This is a genomic window from Herpetosiphonaceae bacterium, assembly GCA_036374795.1.
Taxonomy (GTDB): Bacteria; Chloroflexota; Chloroflexia; order Chloroflexales; family Kallotenuaceae; genus LB3-1.
In genome coordinates this window covers 46,122-53,827 of the sequence record DASUTC010000094.1, presented here as the reverse complement: position 1 = coordinate 53,827, position 7,706 = coordinate 46,122, and the positions used below count along the sequence as shown (strand labels likewise).

Below are 7,706 nucleotides of genomic sequence, written 5' to 3'. Positions count from 1 at the left end.
CCGACAGCACGCTGGTGCACCAGGATCTTGGCTCGAACGTCGCGGCGCATGTGATCCAGACCAAGGGTGACTACGCCGCCGCCCGCGCGCAGGCCGATCTGATCGTCGCGCGGCGCATGCTCTACGATCGCGGCACGGCAGCGCCGATGGAAGGCCGGGGCGTCGTCGCGCACTACGAGCCGCTGGCGCGCCAGCTTACCGTGTGGGATTCGACCCAGGCTCCGATTCCGATTCGCAATGGGCTGGCGCGGATGCTGGGCCTCTCGGAGCGGCAGGTGCGGGTGATCGCCCGCTTTGTCGGCGGCGGCTTCGGACCCAAGATCATGATGTTCTACCCTGAGGAGACGCTGGTGCCGTGGGCCGCGATGCGCCTTGAGCGTCCGATCAAATGGATCGAGGACCGGCTGGAGAATTTTCTCGCCATGACCCACGAGCGCGGCCAGGTCCACGACGCCGAGATCGCGCTGACCCGCGACGGCAAGATCCTGGGCGTCAAAGATGTGTTTCTTCACGACACCGGCGCGTACGATCCCTACGGCCTGACCGTGCCGCTCAACACGCAGTGTACGCTGCTGGGGCCGTACGTCGTGCCGCACTACTACACCGAGTTCAAGGCGATCTTTACCAACAAAATGATCGTGACGCCCTATCGCGGCGCTGGCCGCCAGCATGGCGTGTTCGTGATCGAGCGGCTGCTGGACATCGCCGCCAGAGAGCTGGGCATCGATCCGCTTGAGCTGCGCCGCCGCAACCTGATCCCGCCCGACCAGTTTCCGTGGTGCAATGAGATTATCTTTCAGGACTTTACCAAGCTGACCTACGACAGCGGCAACTATGAGCCGGTGCTCGACAAAGCGAAGCAGATGATCGGCTGGGACGAGTTTCGCCGGAGCGAAGGGCCGCGCCTGCGCGCCGAGGGCAGGCTGGTCGGGATCGGGCTGGTGCTCTACGTCGAGGGCACCGGCATCGGGCCGTACGAGGGCGCGCGCGTGCAGGTCGAGGCGACCGGCAAGATCACGGTGGCGACGGGAGTCGGGACGCAGGGGCAGGGTCACTACACGGTCTTCGCGCAGATCGCCGCCGACGCGCTGGGCGTGCCGATCGAGCAGGTGCTCGTCTCGACGGGCGATACCGCGCAGTTCAACTGGGGCACTGGCACCTTCGCCAGCCGGGGCGCGACCGTCGCGGGCGCTGCGGTTCATGCTGCCGCCCAGCAGGTGCGCCAGAAAGCGCTGCGGCTGGCGGCGGAGGAGCTGGAGGCGGCGGCGGAGGACATCGAGCTGGTGGACGGCTACGCCCAGGTGCGCGGCGCTCCCGAAGCGCGGATCAGCCTCGCCACGCTGGCGGCGCGGGCCAACCCACTGCGCGGCGCGGTCCAGCCCGGCACCGAGCCCGGCCTGGAGGCCACGGCCTACTTCGGCCCGCCAATGGGCGCGACCGCCAGCGGCGCGCACGCGATGATCGTCGAGGTCGATCCCGACAGCTTCAACCTGAAGATCCATCGCTATGTGGTCGTCCACGACTGTGGCACGGTGATCAACCCGCTGATCCTTGAGGGCCAGGTTCACGGCGGCGTCGCGCAGGGCATCGGCAACGCCTTCTACGAGCAGTTGCTCTACGACGAGAGCGGTCAACTGCTCAACGCCTCGTTCATGGACTACCTGCTGCCGACCGCAACGGACGTGCCGCGTATCGACATCGGACACGAGGAAACGCCATCGCCGCTCAACCCGCTGGGCGTCAAAGGCGCGGGCGAGGCAGGCGCGATTCCGGTCGGGCCGCTCTACGCGCAGGCGCTGGAAGACGCGCTGGCCGGTAGCGGCATCGAGATTCTGGAGATTCCGCTCAGTCCCAGCAAGCTGTGGGAGCTGGTGCAGCAGGCTCGTCAGCAGGTGGGAGCGTGAGATGGATCTGACCGCGCTGACGCTGAAGCAGGCCGCCGATCTGATTGCCCGCCGCGCCGTCTCGCCCGTGGAGCTGACGGAGGCGCATCTCGATCGGATCGCGCGGCTCGATCCCCAGGTGCACAGCTTTATCACCGTCACGGGCGAGGCAGCGCTTGAGCAGGCGCGGCAGGCCCAGGCCGAGATCGGGCGCGGCGCGTATCGCGGGCCGCTGCATGGCCTGCCGCTGGCGATCAAAGATCTCTTCGAGACGCGCGGCGTGCGCACTACCGCCGGATCGAAGCATCTGGCCGCGTACATCTCCACCGCCGATAGCGCCGTAGTGGAGCGGCTGCGCGCCGCCGGGGCGATCCTGCTCGGCAAGCTGAATATGCACGAGTGGGCGATGAGCGTGACCTCGATTAATCCGCACTGGGGTACCTGCCGCAATCCGTGGAGCCGCGAGCATATCGCGGGCGGCTCGTCGGGCGGATCGGGCGCGGCGCTGAGCGCGCGGCTCTGCCTGGGCGCGCTCGGCAGCGATACCGGCGGCTCGATCCGCATTCCCGCCTCCTTCTGCGGCGTGGTCGGCCTCAAGCCAACCTTTGGGCGCGTCAGCATGCGCGGCGGGCTGCCGCTAAGCTGGAACCTGGACCACGCCGGGCCGATGGGGCGGCGGGTGCGTGACGTGGCGCTGCTGCTCCAGACGCTCGCGGGTGACGATCCCGGCGATCCGGCTTCGCTCGATATGCCCGCCGAGGACTACACGGCGCGGCTTGAGGCGGGCGTCCGGGGCTGGCGCGTGGCGCTGGCGCTGGATGGCTTTACCTCGGCCTCAAAGCCCGTCGATCCCGCTGTGGCCCAGGCGGTACGGCGCGCGGCTCAGGTCTTCGAGCAGCTTGGCGCGCAGGTACGCGAGATCGCGCTGCCGGAGGCGCAGGCCGCCACCCGGTCGACGCTCAACATGATCGTGGGCGACGCAGCGGCCTACCATCGGGAGCGCTTGCAGGAGCAGCCCGACGACTTCGGCGCGGATGTGCTTGAGGCGCTCCAGAGCGGCGCGAAGCTCACGGCGGTCGAGTATGCGCTTGCGCGGCGGATGCAGGCCACGTTTCGCCGGGAGATCGAGCGTCTCTTTGCCGACTACGAGATCCTGCTGACGCCGACGACGCCGGTCGCTGCGCCGTTGATTCACGAGTCGGAGGAGGCTAAATCGACGCGGCCTTCGCTGGTGAGCTTTACCGCGCCATTCAACCTGGCGGGCGTGCCCGCGCTCTCGCTGCCGTGCGGCTTCACCGGCGACAATCTGCCGATCGGCTTGCAGATCGTCGGGCGGGCGTGGGCCGAGGCTGCGGTGCTGCGAGCGGGCGCGGCCTTCGAGCAGGCGACGGAGTGGCATGAGCGGCAGCCGCCGATCTGAGCGTACGAGGCCAATGAACCTGATTAACAGCGCGCCAATCAAGGAGGATGGTCATGGAGGAGCGAACCAACGCCGCGTTTGAACTCAACGAGCACCTGACGGTCGTCGGCAGCAAGCTCAAGCCCGGCGATACCGCGCCCGACTTCACGCTGGAGCGCTTCGATCCTCAGGATGGGGTGATGCAGAGCGTGCGCCTCTCGGACTCGCCGGGAAAGGTCCGGCTGCTCAACGTGGTCAACTCGCTTGACACGCCGGTCTGCCATGTCGAAACGCGCCGCTGGGAAGAGCTGCGTGCCAATCTGCCCGCCGATGTGGTCGTCTATACGATCAGCATGGATCTGCCGTTCGCGCAGGCCCGCTGGCACATCGCCGAGAACGTCAACCATCAGTCGCTTTCGGCGCACAAGAGCGAGAAGTTCGGGCAGGACTACGGCGTGCTGATCAAGGAGTGGCGGCTGCTGCAACGGGCTGTCTTCGTGATCGACCGCGAGAATCGGATTGTGTACGCCGATTATGTCGTGGACCAGATGCGCGAGCCGGACTACGAAGCGGCGTGTGCTGCGGCGCGCGATGCTGCCGACTGATCCGGGCGGCAATAATGTCGGTAGGGACCGTGCGTGCGGTGTCGATCGATGCGCGGCTGGATGCGGCACGAGATCCCGGCAGGGTGATCGCGACACACCGCCGCACCTGCACACTCGAAACCGAGGCGGGCACGCTGATCACGCTTGCCGCGCCGGAGCTGGGCAACGGCCCGAACGCGGTGCTCGTCGCGCCGCGTCCGTGGCCGGTCGGCACGCGCTTCACGCCGCTCGATCATGGCCTGCGCTTCGCGGCAGGGCCGTCGCTCGATTGGAGCAAGGCGCGGCGCTGGTCTGCCGCCGACTCCGCCCCTTCCGCCCCGCCGACGATCGACAATGCTGCGGCGCTGGCGACGGCCCTGGAGCGCTATCCGATCGAGCATGGGCTGCTGCCGATCGTGCTTGGCAAAGCGCCGACATCGCCGATGCAGCGCGCGCTGGCCGCACAGGCTGGGCCGTCGATCGCCGCGCTGCCCGCTCCTGATGCGGCGCGCAGCCTGATCGGCCTTGGCCCCGGCGCGACTCCGGCAGGCGACGATCTGCTCGTCGGGCTGCTGCTGACGCTGCACTACGCGCGGCATCCGCAGGCTCAGGCGCTCCGCGAGCTTGCCCGAAGCGCCTACACAACCCGGCTCGGTCGTGCCTTGCTGCACTGGGCTGCGGACGGCCTGGCGCGCGAGCCTACGCTGCTGCTGCTGCGCGACCTTTTTACTCAGCCCGCGCCCGCCTGGCTGGACCGGATCGAAACCGTGCTACACTACGGCGCAAGCTCCGGAGCGGACACGCTCGCCGGGATCATGATCGGGCTGCGTCTGGTGGGCATGGGCGAAGCCGGAAGCGAGCACGGGGGTGTGGGGTGTCCCCCATCGATCTTTTCCTTCCCTAGAGGTTTTGTTAGGAACACTCAAGGATAGCCAGGATGGAGCAACACCTGCTGATCAAGCCCCACTCGTACTACGACTCGGTGACGCTGATGCGCATCAGCCAGCAGATTTCCGCGCTGCGCGGCGTCGAGCAGGCCGTGGTGGTGATGGGCACCGACCACAACAAGGCGCTGCTGGCAGGCGTTGGATTGCTCGCCGACGAGGCCAGCGCCGCGCAGCCCGACGACCTGATCGTCGCGATCCAGGCGCAGGACGCGGCGGCACTCCAGGCGGCGCTCGCAGCCGTCGAGACAACGCTCAGCCGCAGCAATGCGACGAGCAACGAATCCGGCGCACAGCCAGCGCCGCGCACGATTACTGCCGCGCTCAGGCAGTTGCCGGACGCCGATCTCGCGATTATCTCGGTGCCCGGCCCGTTCGCCAAACGCGAGGCGCTGCAAGCGCTGCGCAGCGGCCTGCACGTGATGCTCTTCTCCGATAACGTCGCGCTCGAAGACGAGATCGAGCTAAAGCAGCTTGCGCGCGCTAGCGGCCTGCTCTGCATGGGGCCGGACTGTGGCACGGCGATGCTTGGCGGCGCTGGGCTGTGCTTCGCCAATGTCGTGCGGCGCGGCTCGATCGGCATCGTCAGCGCCTCCGGCACGGGCGCGCAGGAGGTCAGCACGCTGATCGACCGCTACGGCGGCGGCGTGAGCCAGATCATCGGCACCGGCGGGCGCGATCTCTGGCCTGAGGTCGGCGGGCTGATGATGCGCGCGGGCATTGAGCTGCTGGCGCGCGACGACGAAACCGAGACGATCCTGCTGATCTCGAAGCCGCCCCATCCCGATGTGGCGGCGGCGGTGCTCGACGAGCTGCGCGGCTCCGGCAAGCGCGGGCTGGCCTGCTTCCTGGGCTACCGGGGCGACGCGCCCGCTGGCGTCGAGCTGGCGACCAATCTGCGCGATGCGGCGGCGCTGGCCGTTGGACAGGCCGCCATGCCTCAGGATGACACCGCGCTCGGCGAGGTAGCTGTGGCGCTGGCGGCGCAGATTCCGGCCACCGGCACGCGGCTGCGCGGCCTCTTTTCGGGCGGCACGCTCTGCGACGAGGCCAGGCTTGAGCTTGCGCAGATGGGCCTTACCGAGCAGGCCGAGCTGATCGACTATGGCGACGACCAGTACACCGTGGGCCGTCCCCACCCGATGATCGATTTCACGCTGCGGCTGCACAAGCTGCGCGAGGCCGCCGCCGATCCAAGCACGGCGGCTCTGCTGCTGGATGTGGTGCTGGGCCACGGCGCGCATCCCGATCCGGCAGCCGCGCTGGCTCCCGCGCTCAGCGAGATCGCGCAGCCGGTCGTGGTCTACGTCTGCGGCACCGACGCCGATCCGCAGCATCGCAGCCGCCAGGTCGCGCAGTTGCAGGCGGCAGGCGCGGTCGTCGCCGAGTCGAATCTTGAGGCCGCCGGACTGGCCGGGTTGATTTTGAAAGCCAGGGAGGCCACCAGATGATCGCCGAGCCGCGCATTCTGAACATCGGGACATCGCTGTTTGCCGACGCGCTCGCCGCTCAGGGCGCGACCGTCCTGCATGTCGATTGGCAGCCGCCGGGCGGCGGCAATCCCCGGCTGGCAGCGGCGCTGGCGGCGCTGGAGCGGCCCGACGTGGAGCAGGCCAACCGGCAGGCGATCGAGCGGCTGCTTCAGGCCAGGCCGGTGCTCGTCGGGATGGGCATCGCGGGCGAGATCATTCCCGGCATGACGCAGACGACGGTGCTGCACGCGGGACCGCCTATCCAGTGGGATCAGATGTCGGGGCCGCTGCGCGGCGCGGTGATCGGCGGGCTGATCTACGAGGGCCTGGCTCAGTCCGAGGAGGACGCGACGGCGCTGGCGGCGTCGGGGGCGATTCGCTTCGTGCCCTGTCACGAGCGCGCCGCTGTCGGGCCGATGGCCGGGGTGATCACCGCCTCGATGCCGGTCTTTATCGTCGAGAATCGCGCGGCGGGCAATCGCGCCTATGCCACGGTCAACGAGGGCCTGGGCAAGGTGCTGCGCTACGGCGCGTACGCTCCCGACGTGATCGAGAAGCTCAAGTGGATCGCCGAGCGCTTCTACCCGGCGCTGCGCGAGGCGATCGAGCGCTCCGGCGGGCTCGACCTTCAGGCGCTCATCGCGCAGGCGCTACATATGGGCGACGAGTGCCACAATCGCAACCGGGCCGGAACCTCGCTCTTTATCCGCGCGATCACGCCGCATCTGCTGGCAGGCTCCGCCGACCGCGAGACGGTGGCGCGGGCGTTCGCGTTCATCAGCGGCAACGATCATTTCTTCCTCAATCTGTCGATGCCCGCGATGAAGTGCAGCCTCGACGCGGCTCACAATATCCCCCGCTCGACGCTGGTGACGACGATGGCGCGCAACGGCACCGAGTTCGGCATTCGCGTGAGCGGCACCGGCGACCGCTGGTTTACCGCGCCCGCCCAGACGATCAGGGGCCTGTTCTTCCCCGGCTTCACCGAGGCCGACGCCAACCCCGACATCGGCGACTCGGCGATCACCGAGACGGGCGGCATCGGCGGCCTCTGCATGGGCAACGCTCCGGCGATCGTCGGCTTCGTGGGCGGCACGGCGGCGGACGCGCTGCGCTACACGCTGTCGATGTACGAGCTGACGCTGGCGGAGAATCCGGCCTTTACGCTGCCCGCGCTCAACTTCCGGGGCGCTCCCACCGGCATCGACGTGCGGCGCGTGGTCGAGACGGGCATCCTGCCAATCATCAATACCGGCATCGCCCATCGCGAGCCAGGCATCGGGATGGTCGGCGCTGGTCTGGTGCATCCGCCCCGCGAGTGCTTCGAGCAGGCGCTGCTGGCGCTGGTAGAAGAGCAAAGGCCGTGAGGCCGGGGCGGGTAGCCCCACCGTCTCCTTCTCCTCCTCTCTCACTGTGGTAAGAGA

At 68.5% G+C, this 7,706-nt stretch carries 6 protein-coding genes; all 6 read left to right on the top strand.

The genetic code is table 11. The features are described 5' to 3' along the window. Positions 1-1,904, top strand: a 1,904-nt coding sequence (locus VFZ66_06965; GenBank protein HEX6288912.1) for a molybdopterin cofactor-binding domain-containing protein, incomplete at its 5' end; no start/stop codon positions are given. 1 nt (position 1,905) lies between these two features. Then, entirely contained in the window at positions 1,906-3,303 is a 1,398-nt protein-coding gene (locus tag VFZ66_06960) for an amidase (protein HEX6288911.1), read from the top strand. A gap of 53 nt (positions 3,304-3,356) precedes the next feature. Continuing rightward, the gene (gene tpx, locus VFZ66_06955; protein ID HEX6288910.1) at positions 3,357-3,887 is read left to right on the top strand and encodes a thiol peroxidase; all 531 of its coding nucleotides are present in this window, start codon (positions 3,357-3,359) and stop codon (positions 3,885-3,887) included. Between the two features lie 14 nt (positions 3,888-3,901). Further along, positions 3,902-4,798: a DUF2877 domain-containing protein gene (locus tag VFZ66_06950; GenBank protein HEX6288909.1), complete on the top strand. Its 897-nt coding sequence runs from the start codon at positions 3,902-3,904 to the stop codon at positions 4,796-4,798. Between the two features lie 5 nt (positions 4,799-4,803). Beyond that, the gene (fdrA, locus tag VFZ66_06945) at positions 4,804-6,261 is read left to right on the top strand and encodes an acyl-CoA synthetase FdrA (GenBank protein HEX6288908.1); all 1,458 of its coding nucleotides are present in this window, start codon (positions 4,804-4,806) and stop codon (positions 6,259-6,261) included. Then, positions 6,258-7,649 carry a DUF1116 domain-containing protein gene (locus VFZ66_06940; GenBank protein HEX6288907.1) on the top strand — a complete coding sequence of 464 codons (1,392 nt, stop codon included), beginning with the start codon at positions 6,258-6,260 and terminating at the stop codon, positions 7,647-7,649. Before fdrA ends, VFZ66_06940 begins: the two co-directional genes overlap by 4 nt. Positions 7,650-7,706 lie beyond the last annotated feature (57 nt).